The organism is Streptomyces sp. ATexAB-D23, from assembly GCF_000373645.1.
In the GTDB taxonomy this organism is placed as follows: Bacteria; Actinomycetota; Actinomycetes; order Streptomycetales; family Streptomycetaceae; genus Streptomyces; species Streptomyces castrisilvae.
This window is the reverse complement of record NZ_KB892035.1, coordinates 136,915-154,418: the sequence shown is the minus strand read 5'-3', so window position 1 is coordinate 154,418 and position 17,504 is coordinate 136,915. Positions and strand designations below refer to the sequence as shown.

At 72.0% G+C, this 17,504-nt stretch carries 14 protein-coding genes; 11 read left to right on the top strand and 3 right to left on the bottom strand.

Annotated features, from left to right (window positions below):
* Nucleotides 1-2: 2 nt before the first annotated feature.
* The 11 genes from B082_RS0125835 (at nt 3) to B082_RS0125780 (ending at nt 14,454) form a co-directional block, all read left to right on the top strand.
* The gene (locus B082_RS0125835; protein ID WP_018554692.1) at nt 3-596 is read left to right on the top strand and encodes a (2Fe-2S)-binding protein; all 594 of its coding nucleotides are present in this window, start codon (nt 3-5) and stop codon (nt 594-596) included.
* A gap of 3 nt (nt 597-599) precedes the next feature.
* The gene (locus B082_RS0125830; protein ID WP_018554691.1) at nt 600-2,984 is read left to right on the top strand and encodes a xanthine dehydrogenase family protein molybdopterin-binding subunit; all 2,385 of its coding nucleotides are present in this window, start codon (nt 600-602) and stop codon (nt 2,982-2,984) included.
* Between the two features lie 268 nt (nt 2,985-3,252).
* Nucleotides 3,253-4,710 (top strand): NCS2 family permease, encoded by a 1,458-nt coding sequence (locus B082_RS0125825; RefSeq protein WP_026250206.1) that lies wholly within the window; start codon nt 3,253-3,255, stop codon nt 4,708-4,710.
* Nucleotides 4,711-4,743: 33 nt separating this feature from the next.
* Complete coding sequence (locus tag B082_RS0125820; RefSeq protein WP_018554689.1) at nt 4,744-5,895, top strand: XdhC family protein; 1,152 nt, start codon at nt 4,744-4,746, stop codon at nt 5,893-5,895.
* 108 nt (nt 5,896-6,003) lie between these two features.
* Nucleotides 6,004-9,756 carry a S8 family serine peptidase gene (locus B082_RS0125810; RefSeq protein WP_078622653.1) on the top strand — a complete coding sequence of 1,251 codons (3,753 nt, stop codon included), beginning with the start codon at nt 6,004-6,006 and terminating at the stop codon, nt 9,754-9,756.
* 250 nt (nt 9,757-10,006) lie between these two features.
* A complete protein-coding gene (locus B082_RS0125805; protein WP_026250205.1) occupies nt 10,007-10,309 on the top strand; it encodes an urease subunit gamma in 303 nt (100 codons plus the stop codon).
* Nucleotides 10,306-10,635: an urease subunit beta gene (locus B082_RS0125800; protein WP_018554685.1), complete on the top strand. Its 330-nt coding sequence runs from the start codon at nt 10,306-10,308 to the stop codon at nt 10,633-10,635. The genes B082_RS0125805 and B082_RS0125800 overlap by 4 nt, the downstream gene beginning before the upstream one ends.
* A gap of 1 nt (nt 10,636) precedes the next feature.
* A complete protein-coding gene (locus tag B082_RS0125795; protein ID WP_018554684.1) occupies nt 10,637-12,340 on the top strand; it encodes an urease subunit alpha in 1,704 nt (567 codons plus the stop codon).
* Nucleotides 12,340-13,005 carry an urease accessory protein UreF gene (locus tag B082_RS0125790; RefSeq protein ID WP_018554683.1) on the top strand — a complete coding sequence of 222 codons (666 nt, stop codon included), beginning with the start codon at nt 12,340-12,342 and terminating at the stop codon, nt 13,003-13,005. Before B082_RS0125795 ends, B082_RS0125790 begins: the two co-directional genes overlap by 1 nt.
* Before the next feature lie 7 nt (nt 13,006-13,012).
* Nucleotides 13,013-13,741, top strand: a complete 729-nt coding sequence (gene ureG / locus B082_RS0125785) for an urease accessory protein UreG (RefSeq protein WP_026250204.1) — start codon at nt 13,013-13,015, stop codon at nt 13,739-13,741.
* A complete protein-coding gene (locus B082_RS0125780) occupies nt 13,738-14,454 on the top strand; it encodes an urease accessory protein UreD (RefSeq protein ID WP_018554681.1) in 717 nt (238 codons plus the stop codon). Before ureG ends, B082_RS0125780 begins: the two co-directional genes overlap by 4 nt.
* A gap of 26 nt (nt 14,455-14,480) precedes the next feature.
* Here B082_RS0125780 and B082_RS36705 read toward each other — a convergent pair whose 3' ends face one another.
* The 3 genes from B082_RS36705 to B082_RS0125765 all read right to left on the bottom strand — a co-directional run bounded on the left by B082_RS36705 (nt 14,481) and on the right by B082_RS0125765 (nt 17,433).
* A complete protein-coding gene (locus B082_RS36705) occupies nt 14,481-15,746 on the bottom strand; it encodes an MFS transporter (RefSeq protein ID WP_018554680.1) in 1,266 nt (421 codons plus the stop codon).
* Nucleotides 15,747-15,892: 146 nt separating this feature from the next.
* A complete protein-coding gene (locus tag B082_RS0125770; protein WP_026250203.1) occupies nt 15,893-16,933 on the bottom strand; it encodes a hypothetical protein in 1,041 nt (346 codons plus the stop codon).
* 47 nt (nt 16,934-16,980) lie between these two features.
* A complete protein-coding gene (locus tag B082_RS0125765) occupies nt 16,981-17,433 on the bottom strand; it encodes a MarR family winged helix-turn-helix transcriptional regulator (RefSeq protein WP_018554678.1) in 453 nt (150 codons plus the stop codon).
* Between the last annotated feature and the right edge of the window lie 71 nt (nt 17,434-17,504).

Below are 17,504 nucleotides of genomic sequence, written 5' to 3'. Positions count from 1 at the left end.
TCATGCGCGTCAATTTCACGGTCAACGGCCGCCGCCACGAGGCCGACGACGTCTGGGAGGGCGAGTCCCTCCTCTACGTCCTGCGCGAGCGGATGGGGCTGCCCGGCTCCAAGAACGCCTGCGAGCAGGGCGAGTGCGGCTCCTGCACGGTCCGCCTCGACGGCGTGCCCGTCTGCTCCTGCCTGGTCGCGGCGGGACAGGTCGAGGGACGCGACGTCGTCACCGTCGAAGGGCTCGCCGACTTCGCCGCCCACCGCGCCGACGCCCACCCCGGCACCGGCTGCGCCTCCGGCGCCTGCGGCACCGCGCTCGACAGCGCCCGGCGGTGGAAGGCCGCACCGGCCGGCGACGAGACCCGCGACACCGGGGAACTCTCCCCGATCCAGCAGGCGTTCATCGACGCCGGAGCCGTCCAGTGCGGCTTCTGCACCCCCGGCCTCCTGGTCGCGGCCGACGAACTCCTGGAGCGCACCCCGCAGCCGTCCGACGCGGACATCCGCGAGGCGCTCTCCGGCAACCTCTGCCGCTGCACCGGCTACGAGAAGATCCTCGACGCGGTCCGCCTCGCGGCCGCCCGCGCGGAAGAAACGGTCTAGACGATGGGCGTTACCGGTTCCCCCACCAACATCAACCAGGGCACCCGCACCAAGGGCGGCATCGGCGAGTCCACGCTGCGCCCCGACGGAATCCTGAAGGTCACCGGCGAGTTCGCCTACTCCTCGGACATGTGGCACGAGGACATGCTCTGGGGCCACACCCTGCGCTCCACCGTCGCGCACGCCGAGATCGCCTCGATCGACATCTCCGAGGCCCTCGCCACCTCCGGCGTCTACGCGGTGCTCACCTACGACGACCTGCCGGCCGCGATGAAGAACTACGGCCTGGAGATCCAGGACACCCCCGTCCTCGCCCACGGCCGGGTCCGCCACCACGGCGAGCCCGTCGCGCTCGTCGCCGCCGACCACCCGGAGACGGCCCGCCGCGCCGCCGCGAAGATCAGGATCGACTACCGCGAACTGCCCGTCGTCACCGACGAGGCCTCCGCGACCGCCCCCGGCGCGCCCCTCATCCACGAGGGCCGCGACGACCACCACATCGGTCACGTGCCGCACCCCAACATCGTCCACCGCCAGCCGATCGTGCGCGGCGACGCGGAGGCGGCGAAGGCCCGCGCCGACGTGGTCGTCACCGGGGACTACTACTTCGGGATGCAGGACCAGGCCTTCCTCGGGCCCGAGTCCGGCCTGGCCGTACCCGCCGAGGACGGCGGGGTCGACCTCTACGTGGCGACCCAGTGGCTGCACTCGGACCTCCGCCAGATCGCCCCCGTCCTCGGCCTGCCCGAGGACAAGGTCCGCATGACGCTCTCCGGTGTCGGCGGCGCCTTCGGCGGCCGCGAGGACCTGTCGATGCAGATCCACGCCTGCCTGCTGGCCCTGCGCACCGGCAAGCCCGTGAAGATCGTCTACAACCGCTTCGAGTCCTTCTTCGGCCACGTCCACCGCCACCCCGCCAGGCTCCACTACGAGCACGGGGCCACCCGCGACGGCAAGCTCACGCACATGAAGTGCCGCATCGTGCTGGACGGCGGCGCCTACGCCTCCGCGTCCCCGGCCGTCGTCGGCAACGCCTCCTCCCTGGCCGTCGGCCCGTACGTCATCGAGGACGTCGACATCGAGGCGCTCGCCCTCTACACCAACAACCCCCCGTGCGGCGCGATGCGCGGCTTCGGCGCGGTCCAGGCCTGCTTCGCCTACGAGGCGCAGATGGACAAGCTCGCCGCCGAACTGGGCATGGACCCGGTCAGGTTCCGGCAGCTCAACGCCATGGAGCAGGGCACCCTGCTGCCCACGGGCCAGCAGGTCGACTCGCCCGCCCCGGTCGCCGAACTGCTGCGCCGGGTGAAGGCCATGCCGATGCCGCCCGAACGCCAGTGGGAGAGCGCCGGCGAGCACGCCGACGTACGGGCGCTGCCCGGCGGCCTGTCCAACACCACCCACGGCGAAGGCGTCGTACGCGGTGTGGGCTACGCGGTCGGCCTGAAGAACGTCGGCTTCTCCGAGGGCTTCGACGACTACTCCACCGCCCGGGTGCGCATGGAGGTCATCGGCGGCGAACCCGTCGCGACCGTGCACACCGCCATGGCCGAGGTCGGGCAGGGCGGCGTCACCGTGCACGCCCAGATCGCCCGTACCGAACTCGGCGTCGCCCAGGTCACCATCCACCCGGCCGACACCAAGGTCGGCTCCGCCGGATCGACCTCCGCCTCCCGCCAGACGTACGTCACCGGCGGCGCGGTCAAGAACTCCTGCGAGGCCGTCCGGGAACAGGTCCTGGAGATGGGCCGCCGCAAGTTCGGCACGTACCACCCCGCCTGGGCCACCGCCGAACTCCTCCTGGAGGGCGGCAAGGTCGTCACCGACGGCGGCGAGGTGCTGGCCGACGTGGCGGACGTGCTGGAGGACGAGGCGGTCGACATCGAGCTGGAGTGGCGCCACCGCCCCACCGAGGCCTTCGACCTGCGCACCGGACAGGGCAACGGCCACGTCCAGTACTCCTTCGCCGCGCACCGCGCGGTGGTCGAGGTCGACACCGAACTCGGGCTCGTCAAGGTCATCGAACTGGCCTGCGCCCAGGACGTCGGCAAGGCGCTCAACCCGCTGTCGGTCGTCGGCCAGATCCAGGGCGGCACCATCCAGGGGATGGGCATCGCCGTCATGGAGGAGATCATGGTCGACCCCGTGACCGCGAAGGTGCGCAACCCCTCCTTCACGGACTACCTGCTCCCCACCATCCTCGACACGCCGACCATCCCGGTCGATGTGCTCGAACTCGCCGACGACCACGCCCCGTACGGGCTGCGCGGCATCGGTGAGGCCCCCACCCTGTCGTCCACCCCGGCCGTCCTCGCGGCCATCCGGAACGCGACGGGCCTGGAGCTCAACCGCACGCCGGTGCGGCCCGAACACCTCACCGGCCTCTGACCGCGGCTCCACCACAGCTCTCCGGGCGGTGCACGCCTCCGGTGAACGTCACACTTCCCGGCCCGCACCGCCCGGAGTCCAGGGTTCCGCTCCGCTCGCGGCCCCCGCCCCCCCCGCACCGGAACGGCGGCATCCGTTCCGCTCAATTCCTGCATGAACAGTTCGTCTCGGGCCGTCCCCCGGGTCGTGCCGCCAGCGCAGTCATCCCAAATCCCGCATATCGATTCTCCATCGCGGGTGCCCCTGTGAACCTTGGGAGTCAGGCATCATGACCCAGCAGTCAGTGCAGCCCAGAACCGGTGCGGAGGACGCGGGCCCCGGCTCGCGCGTCCCCGCCGGCAGATCGTGGCTCGACCGGTACTTCCACATATCCGAGCGCGGCTCGACCGTCGCCCGTGAAGTGCGCGGCGGCGTCACGACCTTCATGGCCATGGCGTACATCCTCCTGCTCAACCCGCTGATCCTCGGCGGCAAGGACGTCGACGACAACCTGCTCAGCCAGCCGGGCCTGATCACCGCCACCGCGCTCGCGGCGGCGGCGACCACCCTGCTGATGGGCTTCGTCGGCAAGGTCCCGCTCGCCCTCGCCGCGGGCCTCAGCGTCTCGGGCGTCCTGTCCTCGCAGGTCGCCCCCGAAATGACCTGGCCGCAGGCCATGGGCATGTGCGTGATGTACGGGCTGGTGATCTGCCTGCTGGTGGTCACCGGCCTGCGCGAGCTGATCATGAACGCGATCCCGCTCCCGCTGAAGCACGGCATCACGATGGGCATCGGCCTGTTCATCGCCCTGATCGGGCTCTACAAGGCCGGCTTCGTCGGCAAGGGCACGGCGACCCCGGTGACCCTCGGCCCGGCCGGTGAACTCGCCGGCTGGCCCGTCCTCGTCTTCGCGGTGACCCTGCTGCTGATCTTCATGCTCCAGGCCCGCAACATCCCCGGCGCGATCCTGATCGGCATCGTCGTCGGCACCGTCGTCGCCGTCGTGATCAACAAGGCCGCCGGCGTCGACCCGAAGATCTGGAGCAGTGGCCCGCCCGAGCTCAAGGGCTCCGCGGTCTCCTCGCCGGACTTCTCGCTCTTCGGCGACATCGAGTTCGGCGGCTGGGGCGACGTCGGCGCGATGACGGTCGGCTTCATCGTCTTCACCCTGGTGCTCGCCGGATTCTTCGACGCGATGGCCACCATCATCGGTGTCGGTACGGAGGCCGGGCTCGCCGACGACAAGGGCCGGATGCCGGGCCTGTCCAAGGCGCTGTTCATCGACGGCGCGGGCGGCGCGATCGGAGGCGTGGCCGGAGGTTCGGGCCAGACCGTCTTCGTGGAGTCGGCGACCGGCGTCGGCGAGGGGGCCAGGACCGGTCTCGCCTCCGTCGTCACCGGCCTGTTCTTCGCCGCCTGCCTCTTCTTCACGCCGCTCACCGCGATCGTGCCCGCCGAGGTGGCTTCCGCCGCCCTCGTCGTCATCGGCGCCATGATGATGCAGAACGCCCGGCACGTGGACTGGGGCGACCGCTCCGTGGCCATCCCGGTGTTCCTGACGGTGGTCCTGATGCCGTTCACGTACACCATCACCACCGGTGTGGCGGCGGGCGTCATCTCCTACGTCGCCATCAAGGCCGCCCAGGGCCGCGCCCGCGAGATCGGCGCCTTCATGTGGGGCCTGACGGTGATCTTCATCATCTACTTCGCCCTGCACCCGATCGAGAGCTGGCTCGGAGTCAGCTGACCCGCCGCTCCCACACCCGCCAAGGAGACCGAGATGCTGGACATCGCCGAAGAGCTCGCCCGCTGGGCCGGGCAGGGACGCGATTTCGCCGTGGCCACCGTCGTCGCCGTCGGCGGAAGCGCGCCCCGGCAGCCGGGGGCCGCGCTGGCCGTCGACCGTGACGGCACGGTGATCGGATCGGTCTCCGGCGGGTGTGTGGAGGGCGCGGTGTACGAGCTGTGCCAACAGGCCCTGGACGACGGCCGCACCGTCGTCGAGCGCTTCGGCTACAGCGACGAGGACGCCTTCGCGGTCGGCCTGACCTGCGGCGGCGTCATCGACATCCTGGTGACCCCGGTCCGGGCGGACGACCCCGCCCGGCCGGTGTTCGCCGCCGCGCTCGCGGCCGCCTCACGGGGGGAGGCGGCGGCGGTCGCCCGGATCACCGAAGGGCCCGCCGAACTCCTCGGCCGGCCCCTGCTCGTCCACCCCGACGGCGCGTACGAGGGCGGGCTCGGCGGCCACCTTGAGCTGGACCGCACCGCCGTGGCGGAGACCAGAGCCATGCTCGACGCCGGCCGCACCGGCACCCTCACCATCGGGGCCGACGGCTCGCGGTGCGGGCAGCCGCTCACCCTGCTCGTGGAATCCAGCGTCCCGCCGCCCCGGATGATCGTCTTCGGGGCCATCGACTTCGCCTCGGCCCTGGTGCGGGCGGGGAAGTTCCTCGGGTACCACGTCACATTGTGCGACGCCCGCCCCGTCTTCGCCACGAAGGCCCGCTTCCCGGAGGCCGACGAACTGGTCGTCGACTGGCCGCACCGCTACCTGGCCGCGACCGGCGTCGACGCCCGCACCGTCCTGTGCGTCCTCACCCACGACGCCAAGTTCGACGTCCCGCTGCTGGAGGCGGCGCTGAAACTGCCCGTCGCCTACGTCGGCGCGATGGGCTCGCGCCGCACCCACCTCCAGCGCAACGAGCGGCTGCGCGAGGCCGGCGTCACCGAACTGGAGCTGGCCCGCCTGCACTCGCCGATCGGCCTCGACCTCGGAGCCCGTACGCCGGAGGAGACCGCCCTGTCGATCGCCGCCGAGATCGTCGCCGTCCGGCGCGGCGGCAGCGGTACGCCGCTGACCGGCGCCCACACCCCGATCCACCACCCCGGAGGGCTGCCGCCGGCCGGGCGCATCGGCTCGGTGGCCTGACCAGGGGCCCATCTGCGCCCCCGCCCTGACCGGCGGGTTGCCGCCACGGCATATTCACGCCAGGCCTGAACCGCACCGTGACCACCGGTTTACCGGTAGATCAGCTGCATGACATTCACCGCCTCCACCGCCTCCGGGCGGGCGAGACCCGCCCGCCCCGGACGCAGAGCACTTCTCATAGCGACCTCGGCCGCCCTGGTGAGCGGCGCCCTGCTCCCCGTCACGGGCACCGCCGCCGCGGCCCCCGCCCCGGCCGGATCGGCCCCCGCCGCGACGCCCGCCCACCGCTACGACATCACCCTCGTCACCGGTGACGTCGTCCACTACTCCGACGGCGCGGGCAACCAGGACACGGTCACCGTGGACCGCCCCGAGGGCGCGACCGGCGGCGTTCACGTCCAGCAGGCCGGGGACGACATCTACGTGCTGCCCGACGAGGCGCAGAGCCTCCTCGCGGCCGGCCGGCTCGACCGCCGCCTCTTCAACGTCTCGGCGCTCGTGAAGATGGGCTACGACGACGAGCGGACCGGCGGCATCCCGCTGATCGCCACCTACCCGGCGAGCAAGGCGCGTTCGCTGCCCGCCGCACCGCGCGGCAGCAAGGCGGTCCGGCAACTGGAGTCCATCCACGGCGCCGCCCTCCAGGCAGGCAAGGACACCGCGCGGGCCTTCTGGGACGACATCGCGCGCACCACCACGGCCCGTTCGCTGGACAACGGCATCGCCAAGCTGTGGCTCGACGGCCGCGCCGAGGCCGCGCTCAAGGATTCCGTGCCGCAGATCAACGCCCCGCAGGCCTGGGCCGACGGCTACGACGGCAAGGGAACCAAGGTCGCCGTCCTGGACACCGGCATCGACGTCGACCACCCGGACGTCAAGGACCGCATCCTGGAGACGAAGAGCTTCGTGCCGGGCCAGGAGGTCGACGACAAGAACGGCCACGGCACGCACGTCGCCTCCACCATCGCCGGCTCGGGCGCCGCGTCCGACGGTGTCAACAAGGGCGTCGCCCCGGCGGCCGGCCTGATCGTCGGCAAGGTGCTCAGCGACGAGGGCGAGGGCGCCGACTCCGGCATCATCGAGGCCATGGAGTGGGCGAAGGCCGAGGGCGCCGACGTTGTCTCCATGAGCCTCGGCTCCAGCATCCCGGACGACGGCACCGACCCGATGTCCCAGGCCGTCAACGCCCTCTCGCAGGACGGCGGCCCGCTCTTCGTGATCGCCGCGGGCAACGCGTACGGCGCCGGCACCATCGGCTCGCCGGGTGCAGCCGAGAAGGCGCTCACGATCGCCGCCGTCGACAAGCAGGACAACCGCGCGGACTTCTCGTCCATGGGCCCGCTGACCCGCTCCTACGGGCTCAAGCCGGACCTCTCGGCGCCGGGTGTCGGTATCAACGCGGCCGCCTCGCAGTCCGTCCCCGGCATCGAGGGCATGTACCAGGCGATGGACGGTACGTCTATGGCGACCCCGCACGTCGCCGGCGCGGCCGCCATCCTGAAGCAGCGCCACCCCGACTGGTCCGGCCAGCGCGTCAAGGACGCGCTGATGTCCTCGTCCAAGGTGCTGCCCGCCTACACCCCGTACGAGCAGGGCACCGGCCGGGTCGACGTGAAGGCTGCCATCGACACGCGGATCGAGGCCACGGGCTCCGTCGAGGTCGCCTCGTACGACTGGCCGCACAGCGCGTCGGACCCGGTCGCCGAGCGGACGATCACGTACCGCAACGGCGGCACGGAGGACGTCACCCTCGACCTGGCCACGGACAGCGACTCCGACGCGTACACGCTGTCGGCGAAGCGGCTGACCGTCCCGGCCGGTTCGACCGCCGAGGCGGTGCTTTCGCTCGACCCGTCGAAGGTCGCGAGCAACACCACGTTCTCCGGCCAGGTCATCGCGAAGGACGCCTCGGGCGCCGTCGTCGCGCACACCGGCTTCGCGCTGAACAAGGAGCAGGAGCTCTACGACCTGACCCTCAAGCTCCGCGACCGCTCCGGCAAGCCCATGGACGGCGAGGTCATCATCGCCGCCCTCGGCGACCCGAACCTGAGCGTCGTCCCCGTCTCCGGCGACACCACGCTGCGGCTGCCCCCGGGCAACTACACCTCCTGGGCCGCCGTCGACGTCAAGGGTGACACCGCCGACTCGCAGGCGCTGGCCTTCCTGGCGGCTCCCGAGATCATCCTCGACAAGCCCACCACCGTCTCGCTCGACGCCTCCAAGGCCCACAAGGTCAGCGTGAAGACGCCCAAGGAGTCCGAGACCCGCCAGCTGCGTTTCGACATGGCGCGGACCGCGCCCGACGGCACCGTCCAGCGTGACGCGTACCAGATCCCGATCACCTACGACCAGCTGTGGGCGAGTCCCACCAAGAAGGTCAAGCAGGGCAGCTTCTCCTTCCTGACCAGGTGGCGGCAGGGTGAGCGGCAGTTCGACCTCACCGCCGACGGCCGGGACGTCCCGGTCACCGGCCAGATCGGTTCGCCCGTCGACGAGAAAAGCCGCGAGAAGTTCGCCACCGTCTTCGCGGGCAACGGTGCCACCGCGGACTACCGCGGCCTCAAGGCCAAGGGCAAGGCCGTCGTGGTGCGCCGCAGCGATGCGGTGAGCCCCGCCGACCGGCTGGCCAACGCGGTCGCCGCGGGCGCCAAGGCGCTCTTCGTCGTCAACGACGGCGACGGCGTGCTGATGGAGACCTACACCGAGGACGGCACCCCGGTGGCCATCCCGGTCGTCTCCGTTCAGCGCCTGGCCGGCGACACGCTGGTCAAGACCGCCCAGCGCGGCAAGAAGGTGACCGTCGAGCAGCGGAAGTTCGCGGGTTACGTGTACGACCTGGTGGACCGCCACGACGGCACGATCCCGAACCGCTCGCTCGCCTTCGCCCCCTCCACCCGTCAGCTCGCGAAGGTGCAGAACACCTTCTACGGCGACCGCGACGTGGTCGGTGCCGGCTTCCGCTACGACATTCCGGACTACGGGCCGGGCGTCGGATTCGCGGAGTACGAGAAGTACCCCGCCACCCGCACCGAATGGGTCACCCCGCTTCCGGGCGCCTCCTTCTGGTACGAGGACCACGCCCACCGCAACGCGACCAACTCGGACACCGCGCTGGAGGTGCGCAGTGCCCAGCTGGACTACTCGGCGGGCCGCACCTACCCCGCCTCCTGGTTCGCGCCGATCACCCGGCCGCGACTGGGCACCGGCTACTGGGGTCCGTTCCGCTCCTCGTACAACGACATCCAGTACAACATCACGCCGTGGACGGACGGCGGCGCCGGTCACTCCGGTGCCATGCCCGACATGGAGTACGACAACAGCAGCATCGCCTTCTACCAGGGCGACACGCTGATCAAGGACGAGGCCGGCCGCGCGGGCTACGCCTGGGACCTCTCGGCCGAGAAGCTTCCGTACCGGCTGGTGCTCGACGCCGAGCGTGACGCGCGGACGTGGAAGTCCTCGATCCGGACGCACACCGAGTGGCGCTTCGTCTCGGGCGCCATCGACCCGGCGGGACCGTCCGAGGTCGACATCCCGCTGCTTCAGCTGGACTACCAGGTCGACACCGACCTGGCCGGTGACGTGAAGGCCGGGAAGCAGACCGAGGTCGGTCTCTCGTCCACCACGCAGGAGTGGCTGGAAGGCGCCGTGAAGGCGAAGAAGGCCTCGCTGTCGGTCAGCTACGACGACGGGAAGAGCTGGAGCGCGGTACAGCTGAAGAAGGGCAAGTCCGGTTCCTGGACCGCCCGGTTCAAGACCCCGAAGAAGGGCGCCAAGGCGGTCTCGCTCAAGGCGCACGCGGAGGCCGGCAACGGTCTCGCGGTGGACCAGGAGATCATCCGGGCCTTCGGCCTGAAGTGACCTGCTGAGCGTCGCCATCGAGGCGGCCGCGCATCCCGGGAACGGGATGCGCGGCCGCCTTTCGCTTCTCTCCGCCCCTCCTCCTTCATCAAAATTTGTCTGCTTTGCCCGTATATGGCGGGTGATAACGACAGAAAGGGACTTTTTGCGGTGCGACGGAAGTTGCCACGGCGCCATCCGGAGGCTTATAAGAGGAACGTGGCCAAGGCGATTCCGGGAATTCCGGGGACTGCCGCCATGGAGGTTTTCCATGTTTCTGACTCCGTCCGACACGGAGAAATTGCTGCTGAGTGTTGCTGGAATGGTCGCCCGTGACCGGCAGGCGCGGGGCGTCCGCCTCAACTACCCGGAGGCCGTCGCGCTGCTCGCCTGCTGGGCGATGGAACGAGCCCGCGAAGGCGCCCGCGTCGCCGATCTCATGACTGCGGGCCGATCTGTCCTCACCCGTGCTGACGTGCTGGAAGGCGTACCGGAGATGCTGAGCGACGTCCAGGTCGAGGCCACCTTCCCCGACGGGCGCAAGCTCGTCACGATCACCTCCCCGATCCCGTGATCCCCGGCGAGGTCCGGACCGGATCCGGTGTCGTGCACATTAATTCCGGCCGTCCGAAGATTCAGCTCACGGTGGTGAACGAAGGGGACCGGCCCATTCAGATCGGATCCCATTTCCATTTCCCCGACGTGAATCCCTCGCTTTCCTTCGACCGCCCGTCGGCGAAGGGATTCCGGCTCGATATTCCCTCCGGTACGTCGCTGCGCTTCGAGCCCGGCGTCGGCGCGGAGATCACCCTGGTCGCACTCGGCGGCCGCCGGACGGTGCCCGGCATCGTGCTCCCCGCCGCGCAGGGAGCCGGCACGGGCGCAGAGGAGGCCGTCTGACATGGCACAGCTGACCCGCGCCGCCTACGCGGCGCTCTACGGACCCACCACCGGCGACCGCATCCGGCTCGCCGACACCGACCTCTGGATCGAGGTCGAGGAGGACCGCTGCTTCGGCGGAGAAGAGGCCGTGTTCGGCGGCGGCAAATCGATCCGCGAATCGATGGGCCAGGCCACCGCCTCACGCGCCGAAGGCGCCCTCGACCTGGTCATCACCAACGTCGTGGTCCTCGACCACTGGGGCGTCGTCAAGACCGACATCGGCATCCGGGCCGGCCGGATCGTCGCCCTCGGCCGCTCCGGCAACCCCGACATCGCCGACGGCGTCCACCCGGACCTCGTCATCGGACCCGGCACCGACGTCGTCTCCGGCGAGGGACGCGTCCTCACCGCCGGAGCCGTCGACACCCACGTGCACTTCCTGATGCCGGAGACCCTCCACGAGGCGCTGGCCACCGGCACCACGACCGTCATCGGCGGCGGCACCGGAGCCACCGAGGGCTCCAAGGCCACCACGGTCACCCCCGGCGCCTGGAACCTCGCGATGATGCACCGGTCCCTGGACCACGTCCCCGTCAACGTCATGCTGTTCGGCAAGGGCTCCACCGTCGGCGCGGAGGGGCTGCGCGAGGCCGCGCTCGGCGGCGCCGGCGGCTACAAGGTCCACGAGGACTGGGGCGCCACCCCCGCCGCCATCGACGCCGCCCTCAAGGCCGCCGACGCCTACGGACTCCAGGTCGCGCTGCACGGCGACAGCCTCAACGAGGCCGGCTACGTCGAGGAGACCCTCGATGCCATCGCCGGACGCGGCATCCACGTCTTCCACGCCGAAGGCGCCGGCGGCGGCCACGCACCCGACATCATCACCGTCGCCTCCCACCCCCACATCCTTCCGGCGTCCACCAACCCGACGCTCCCGCACACCGTCAACACCGTCGACGAACACCTCGACATGCTGATGGTCTGCCACCACCTCAACCCGCGCGTCCCCGAGGACCTCGCCTTCGCCGAGTCCCGCATCCGCGCCACCACCATCGCGGCCGAGGACATCCTCCACGACATCGGAGCCCTCTCCATCACCTCGTCCGACGCCCAGGCGATGGGCCGGATCGGCGAGGTCGTCTGCCGCACCTGGCAGGTCGCCCACGTGATGAAGCAGCGCTTCGGGGACCGCGGCAGTGCCCTGCCCGCCGACAACGAACGGGCCCGCCGCTACGTCGCCAAGTACACGATCTGCCCCGCCGTCGCCCACGGCATCGACCACGTCGTCGGCTCCGTCGAACCGGGCAAGCTCGCCGACCTGGTGCTCTGGGACCCGGCGTTCTTCGGTATCCGCCCCGCGGCCGTCATCAAGGGCGGCATGGTCGTGTACGCGCCTCTCGGCGACGCCAACGCGGCGATCCCCACCACCCAGCCCGTGCTGCTGCGCCCCACGGCCGCCGCCGGAGCCGCCCCGCACCTCTCCGTCAGCTTCGTCGCCCCGGCCGCGCTGGCCGACGGTCTCGCCGAACGCCTCGGACTCGTACGCGAACTGGTCGCCGTGCGCCCCACCCGCCACCTCACCAAGGCCGATCTGCCCAACAACACCGCGCTGCCCGCCATCGACGTCGACCCGGAGACCTTCGCCATCCGCATCGACGGGGAACCCGTCGAGCCGTCGCCCGCCACCGAACTGCCGCTGACCCAGCGGTACTCCATGTTCTGATGGCGTCCCTGGCCGCACTGCTGCTCGGTGACGGACGGCTCCCGGTCGGCGCGTACACCTACAGCGCGGGCCTCGAACCGGCGGTCGCCGCCGGCCTCACCCGAGACCTGATTCCCGCTCTCCTCCGGGCCCGGCTGCACACCACGGCCGTCACCGAGGCGGCCGCCGCCGTCCTCGCCCTGCGGGCCGCCGGGCGGGACCCGGCCGACTACGGGCCCGTGCAGGAGGCGCTGACCGCCCGGACGCCCGCCGCCCCGCAGCGGGAGGCGTCGGCGACGCTCGGCCGGGGCGTGCACAGGCTGGCCCGTCGGCTCGCCCCGGACCACCCGGCGGTCACCGCACTCGCGGCCCTGCCCGCCCGGCCCCTGCGGCCGGTCACGCTCGGCGCCCTCGGAGCCGTACTGAAGGTCACCGAGGAGGAACTGGCGCACGCCGTCGTCCACGACGAGCTCCAGACCATCGCGTCGGCCGCACTGAAACTCCTGCCCGGCGACCCGCTCGACTCGGTCGCCTGGATCCTGGCCGCCGAACCCGAAGCGGTCCGGGCGGTGACCACCGCCCTCGCCGTACGGAGCCCGGACCGGCTGCCCGCCCGTACGGCCCCGCTCACCGAACAGTGGGCGCTCGAACACGCACGACGCGAACGGAGACTCTTCCTTGCCTGACAACTCCCTGCCCGAAAGCGCCACCACCCCCGCACCGCACAACCCGCACTTCCACGAGCCGCTCAACCAGCCGCGGGCCCTGCGCCTCGGCGTCGCGGGACCGGTCGGCACCGGCAAGAGCTCCATCCTGGCCACCCTGTGCCGCGCTCTCGCCGGCGAACTGTCCATGGCCGTCGTCACCAACGACATCTACACCGACGAGGACGCCCGCTTCCTGCGCTCGGCCGGCGTCCTGCCCACCGAACGCATCCGCGCGGTCGAGACCGGCGCCTGCCCGCACACCGCGATCCGCGACGACGTCAGCGCCAACCTGGACGCCGTCGAGGACCTGGAGGAGGCGTACGGACCGCTGGACCTGGTCCTCATCGAGAGCGGCGGCGACAACCTCACCGCCACCTTCAGCCCGGCCCTCGCCGACGCGCAGCTGTTCTGCATCGACGTCGCGGGCGGCGGCGACGTCGCCCGCAAGGGCGGCCCCGGTATCACCGGCGCCGACCTCCTGATCATCAACAAGACGGACCTCGCACCCCATGTGGAGGTGGACGTGGCCGCCATGGTCGCCGACGCCGAGGCGGCCCGCGGCGGGCTCCCCGTCCTCGCCCTGTCCAGGAAGGACCCGGCCTCCACGGCCGAACTCGCCGACTGGGTACGCTCCCTGCTCGCCCGGCACCGCTCCGGCAGCCACGTCCCCACCGACCCCGGCCCGATGGCGCCCCACAGCCACAGCCACTCGTGAACGAACCGGTGGTCATCGGCGTCGAGCGCGACGCCACGGGCCGTCATCTCGCGCGCGAACTGCGGCCCGGCGCGTTCCTCGCCCCGCGCCCGCTGCTGCCGGCGGCCGACCGTATCCGCGTCGCCCTCGTCGGCACCCGGGCCGGACTGCTCGCGGGCGACGCACTCGGGCTGCGGATCTCGGTCGGCCCCGGAGCCCGCCTGGAACTGGTCGAACCGGCCGGGCTCGTCGCCTACGACCACCGGGGCGGCAGCTCCCGCTGGCAGGCCCGGGTGGACGTCGCCGAGGGCGGCGAACTCCTGTGGTCCGGGTTGCCGTTCGTGGTGTCCGACGGGGCGGACGTCGAGCGGGACATGGACGTCCGGCTCGCCGCCGGGGCCCGGATGCTGTGGCGCGACACCCTGGTCCTCGGCCGCTCGGGCGAACGCGGCGGAAGCGTGCGGGCGACGACCCGGGTGACGTACGACGGGCGTGAACTCCTCGTCGAGGACCTCGACCTGACCGACCCCGGACCACGCGAACTGCCCGGCATCCTGGGCCCCCACCGCGTCATCGGCGCCGTCACCGCACTCGGCAGGACCCCGCCGGGCCCGCCGCACCCCTACCGCACCGACCTGGCGGGCCCCGGCGCGCAGGTCCGGCTGCTGGACACGGTCGCCCCGGCCCTGGACGCGGAACTCACCGCGGTCTGGGAGTCCTGGAGCGGCGGCTGACACGCGCCCGGCCGGCCCGGCGCGTGTCAGCCGCCGCGCGCCTCGTCCGTGGCCGCCACCCCCGGGTGCTTCGCGATCCGGCGGCGGGCGGCGCCCCGTGCCCCCGACACCGACGCGGCGCACAGCAGCGCCGGAGCCGCCGCCAGCGCGAAGCACAGGGCGAGCGGCAGCCGGTCGACCAGCAGACCGACCGCTGCGGTGCCGCCCGCCGACCCGGCGTTGAACGCGGTGTTCACCCAGGCGCCCGCCTGGGTGCGCCGGGCGGCGTCCACCGACTCGTCGGCGATCAGATACGCGGTCGTGAGCGCGGGCGCGACGAAGAGCCCGGCGACCGCCACCAGCGCGACCAGCACGTACAGACGCGGTGACATCCCCGCCGCCAGCAGCGCGGCGCCCAGCGCGGCGGCCACCACCGGCAGCCGCACCCGGCTCGCCGACCTCCACCGGACCGCCCCGTAGGCCAGCCCGCCGACCGCGCTTCCGGCCGAGAGGGCGGCCAGCACCCAGGACACGGCCGCCGCCCGGTGGAGCCGCTCGGTGAACGCCACCACCAGCAGATCGAGCGCCCCGAGACCGAGCCCCACGGCCGCCGTCACCAGCACCGCGTGCCGCAGGTCGACGATGCCGCGCAGGCGCAGCCGGGGCGCGCCCGGTCCGCCGGCCGCGGGCTGCTTCGGGCGCGCCGCGCGGGACACCGCCGGGGACGTCACCAGCGCCACCGCTCCCACGAACACGAGCACCGCACCGGCCAGCACACCGGCCGCCGGCACAGTGACCGTCACCACGATCCCGACCAGCAACGGGGCCGTGACATACATCAGTTCCTCGGCCACTGAGTCCAGGCTGTACGCGCGCTGCAACAGCTCCCGGTCGGGGACGAGGCCGCTCCACAGCGCCCGCATGACCGGACCGAGCGGCGGAGTGCAGGCGCCCGCCGCCGTGGTGAGCCCGCTCAGGAGGAGTGCCGGGGCACCGGGACTCCAGGTGGCCAGGGCGATCACGGTGAGCAGCGCCGCGTACAGCCCCGCCATGGGCGGCACGGCCCGGCGCGGTCCGTACCGGTCGATCAGCGCGGCGCGGGCGGGGGAGAGGGTGACGCTCGCGACCCCGAACAGGGCCATGGCGGCCCCGGCCACGGAGTACGCGTGCGTGGCGTCCTTGAGCGCGAGCAGGAGGGAGAGGGGGGCGACGCCGTACGACAGACGTCCCAGCAGCGCGGCGGCGAAGGGGCGCGCGGCATGGGGTGTTCGGAGCACGGCGGCGTACGAGGGCGTGGGAGAAGACGTGTGCACGATGACATTCCTCGTGAGGCAGCGCGGAGACCCGGCGCTGCGGGCATGCGGGGACACCGGAGTGCCGCACCCGTGACGACGGGTGCGGGCGGCTCGGGGTCCTACGCACGAGGAAGAGGCATGCGGGCAAGCTAGCAGAGCCGCGCCTACGGGCCAATGTCCGGGTTGGCCGCCAGGATCGCTTCGGTGACCGTCCACAGCCGGGGCACGAAGCGCAGGACCTCCTCGCGTCGGGCGAGCAGGTCCGGGGTGCCGGTGATGCCGGTGAGTTCCACGACGGCGTCCAGGAACGCCGGCAGCCGTTCGGCGTGCAGCGCCGGGTCGTCCACGGCCAGCACGGTGTGGCAACGGGCGAAGGTCGCGACGATCCAGAAGACCGCCTCGCGGTGCTCGCCCCGGTCGATCAGCTCCCGGCTGCCGTCGACCGCGATGGGGCGGGCCCGTTCGGTGAGGTCGCTGCTGAAGAAGAAGGGCGTGCGTGCCACCGGGACCGTGGCGTCGAACGTCCGCGTCAGCTCGGCCAGATGGCGGCCCGTCTGTCGCGCCCGGACCCCCTCGCAGCCCAGGAGCGCCAGCAGTTCCGGATACAGCTCCTGGTGCCCGTAGGCCGTGAGGACCTCGCGCGCGGCGGGGTAGCGCAGCCGGACGGTCGGATTGCGCAGGGCGGCGACCAGCGGTACGTGTGTGGTGACCCCGGTCGGGAACAGCCAGGCCATCACCTGGGTGTGGAAGGGCTGCGAGGTGTCCAGCGCGGCGAGCCGGTTCTCGACGCGGTGCCGGGCGTCCAGGCACCGCAGCCGCACCCGGTTCCGCTCGGCGAAGCGCGGCGCGACGTAGGCGTACAGCGCGCGCAGCCGTCCCGTGGGATCGTCGATGACCGTGTCACGGCGGAAGCTGCCCGCCAGATGGTATGAGCCCAGGACGGTGTCCGGATCGCTCAGTTCGGCCCACGGCGCGTAGGTGATCTCCAGCAGGACGCCCTCGTGGCGGAGCTTGCCCGGTTTGGCCGGAGCCTCGTCCCCCTCCGTCACCACGACCACGTCCACGTCCGACGAGGCCGGCAGCACCGCGTCGTTGGGCCGCCCGACCGTCGATCCGCTGAAGTAGGCGCCCCGGTAGTCCGGCCGGGTACGGGCATGCGCCGCCACCCAGCGCGCGGCGGCGGCCCGCGCCTCCCCGACCCGCACGTTCACCGGCGCCCCGGTTCCACGGCCCGCGTCCGGACCGGCCCTCCTCAGGACCGCTCCAGCTTGCGCAGCGCGGCGGCGTCCTCGGCGTACTTGACGAGCAGCCGGGCGAACTGGAGGCGTTCGTCCACGGGCCAGTCGCGGGTGATGTGCTCGAACGACCGGCGCTGCTCCGCCGCGAAGCGGTCCCGCAGCGCGTCGCCCTCCGGGGTCAGTTTCAGCACGCTGCGCCGGCCGTCCTGCTGGGACGCCTCCCGCCGGAGGTGTCCCTGCTGGATGCAGTCGGACACCATGCGGCTGGCCACGGACTGGTCCGTCCCCAGTTCCTCGGCGATGGCGCCCACGGTCGTCTCGCCCGTGCGCTCGGCGACGACGTTGAGCACCAGGTTGCGGGAGAGGTCCTTGCCGGAGGACGGGGTACGCCGCCTGAGCCGGGAGAAGGCCGGTCCGATGCTGTCGAGGACCGCGTCGTCGTTGCCGCGCTCGTTGCTGTTTGCCATGACGCAACTGTAACGCGACAAGTAAATGCATCGCATCCAGCAAATGTATGTTCTACTGCATATAAAGCGGT

Coding starts and splice junctions, on each gene's coding strand:
- B082_RS0125835 (WP_018554692.1), top strand. CDS start 3: ATGCGCGTCAATTTCACGGTCAACGGCCGCCGCCACGAGGCCGACGAC.
- B082_RS0125830 (WP_018554691.1), top strand. CDS start 600: ATGGGCGTTACCGGTTCCCCCACCAACATCAACCAGGGCACCCGCACC.
- B082_RS0125825 (WP_026250206.1), top strand. CDS start 3,253: ATGACCCAGCAGTCAGTGCAGCCCAGAACCGGTGCGGAGGACGCGGGC.
- B082_RS0125820 (WP_018554689.1), top strand. CDS start 4,744: ATGCTGGACATCGCCGAAGAGCTCGCCCGCTGGGCCGGGCAGGGACGC.
- B082_RS0125810 (WP_078622653.1), top strand. CDS start 6,004: ATGACATTCACCGCCTCCACCGCCTCCGGGCGGGCGAGACCCGCCCGC.
- B082_RS0125805 (WP_026250205.1), top strand. CDS start 10,007: ATGTTTCTGACTCCGTCCGACACGGAGAAATTGCTGCTGAGTGTTGCT.
- B082_RS0125795 (WP_018554684.1), top strand. CDS start 10,637: ATGGCACAGCTGACCCGCGCCGCCTACGCGGCGCTCTACGGACCCACC.
- B082_RS0125790 (WP_018554683.1), top strand. CDS start 12,340: ATGGCGTCCCTGGCCGCACTGCTGCTCGGTGACGGACGGCTCCCGGTC.
- B082_RS0125765 (WP_018554678.1), bottom strand. CDS start 17,433: ATGGCAAACAGCAACGAGCGCGGCAACGACGACGCGGTCCTCGACAGC.